This is a genomic window from Yersinia sp. IP36721, assembly GCF_003634395.1.
GTDB classification, from domain to species: Bacteria; Pseudomonadota; Gammaproteobacteria; order Enterobacterales; family Enterobacteriaceae; genus Yersinia; species Yersinia entomophaga.
The window spans coordinates 1-1,765 of record NZ_QCZL01000058.1 but is presented as its reverse complement, the minus strand read 5'-3'; the positions used below and the strand labels follow the sequence as shown (position 1 = coordinate 1,765).

The window sequence follows — 1,765 nt, the reverse complement described above, 5'->3', positions numbered from 1 at the left end:
TGGGTGTAAATAAATGATATTTTTTCCATAACCAGACCTTTATTTATATTTGCTAAATCTCTATGGGCTAGCAGTGGGTTTACCTAAGCCTCATTATTTTTCTGAGTGCTTTTACTGACTCAATTCCGTCACGATAGATAGCGCTTATATCATCATGCTGTTCAGGCCGTTTTATCCTGTCCCTGCATTGATAATATCTATCCCACACAGCTTTCAATTCTTTGCTCTTTTTGTTAGTTACTCTACGGGATAGCATTTCTATGTTTTGGTAAGGCAGCGGGTCGACGCTTAGCGAATCATTGCCCTCCCATATGCTTTGTATCAACTCCAATTCGGCTAAAATCGGTTCCGCAATAGCATTCCATTCTTTGCGATTATCGTTCCTCACGGCAGCCTTGTAGCCAAAATAGTATGTTGCAGGTAATGCAACGACTGATATAATTATTGCAATAGTTGCAACCGCATCACTGTATGTCATGGAGATATCCCTATGTCTTTCTCAGGTTCCGATATTCTTGCCACTGTCGCATTAATTGCTTCGGTTACTAACCTAACGGTCGTCTTGTTTATGTGCTGGCGTGCCCGAAATTGGTAGGGCTAGCAGTGGGTTAGGGTATATGTTCCCACTTGATATCTACCACAACGCCAATGATCTTACAGTTACCATTGATAATGGTCGGGGGGTGATGTGGGTTTAATGCCTTCAGATACTTGCGGCCCGCGTCAGTCATGTACTGTTTGAATGTAGCCTCGTTCTCATTCTCTAACTTAGCCACAACTAACTTCCCGCTGATAGCTTCCTTCTCTGGGTCAACCAGGATAATCATCCCCTCTGGCACGGTGAAGCCATTTGGTGACGTCATTGAGTCACCTTTAACCCTGAGCCAGAATGATGAATCACTTGCATCTACAGTGGTCTCAGGCCACACGTCAATTTCATCCTTTCTGTATGGTTCAACAGCTTCAAGCCAGCAACCAGCGCTAACCCAGCTAATTAGCGGGAATTCATTTGTTGTTTTCTTTTTGCCAACATAAGAAACATTCCCACCACCATTAGGATTTATTCCAAGTTGGAGCCATACGGGATCTACTTTAAGAAACTTAGCCAGCTCTTGCATTGTGGCTTGCCGTGGAATTGATTCCCCATTGAACCACTTGCTCACACCTTTTGAAGAAATTTTCAAGGCGCGAGCTATCGCAATCCCTTTCCCGTGATCGTCTAACCCCGCCTCTTTACTGGCCAGTGCAAGCCTTTGAGCGAACTCTTCACGCACTTTATCTGTTTGAACCATGAGTACGATAGTAAACCACTTGCAAAAACTTTCAGTTCAATCATAATCTGTACTGAAAGTACGAAAACAAGGAACTCCCATGGAAACTTTGGAAGTAGCAATCAAAGGCGTAGGGATTCCCGAAGTAGCTAAGGCTTGTGGTGTCAGTGAAAGAGCCGTTTATAAATGGCTCAAAAACGGATTCTTACCCAAGACTGAATTTTTCGGCAAAACCACATACGCGAACACGATAGAGCAAATTTCTGGTGGCAAGTACCACGCAACAGATTTGCTTGATTTAAGTAAACGAAACCTCTTAGCAGCATAAGAACTACTGCTCATTAACTCCTCTGCGCTGAAAAGCGCCCATCAAAACTAAATCCCCAGATCATCGGGGAGGAATAACAACATCAAATCACAAGGGAAGTATTACGCATGGAACGTGCAAGTAACAGCAAGAAAGCAATGAAGATTGAGACCGCTTTATTGAACAA

The 1,765-nt window shown here is 43.3% G+C and carries 3 protein-coding genes; 1 reads left to right on the top strand and 2 read right to left on the bottom strand.

Going from position 1 to position 1,765, the window contains the following annotated elements; genetic code table 11:
* Positions 1-79: 79 nt before the first annotated feature.
* Positions 80-478, bottom strand: a complete 399-nt coding sequence (locus DBA33_RS20140) for a hypothetical protein (RefSeq protein WP_050336370.1) — start codon at positions 476-478, stop codon at positions 80-82.
* 130 nt (positions 479-608) lie between these two features.
* On the bottom strand, positions 609-1,292 hold the full coding sequence (locus tag DBA33_RS20135; protein WP_087785246.1) for an XRE family transcriptional regulator: 684 nt from the start codon (positions 1,290-1,292) through the stop codon (positions 609-611).
* 79 nt (positions 1,293-1,371) lie between these two features.
* Here DBA33_RS20135 and DBA33_RS20130 point away from each other — a divergent pair, with 79 nt between their 5' ends.
* Entirely contained in the window at positions 1,372-1,599 is a 228-nt protein-coding gene (locus DBA33_RS20130; RefSeq protein WP_042569876.1) for a helix-turn-helix domain-containing protein, read from the top strand.
* The last annotated feature ends 166 nt before the right edge of the window (positions 1,600-1,765 follow it).

What these genes read in the sequence shown, in the direction of transcription:
- DBA33_RS20140 (WP_050336370.1), bottom strand. Translation starts at nt 478, where the DNA reads ATGACATACAGTGATGCGGTTGCAACTATTGCAATAATTATATCAGTC.
- DBA33_RS20130 (WP_042569876.1), top strand. Translation starts at nt 1,372, where the DNA reads ATGGAAACTTTGGAAGTAGCAATCAAAGGCGTAGGGATTCCCGAAGTA.
- DBA33_RS20135 (WP_087785246.1), bottom strand. Translation starts at nt 1,292, where the DNA reads ATGGTTCAAACAGATAAAGTGCGTGAAGAGTTCGCTCAAAGGCTTGCA.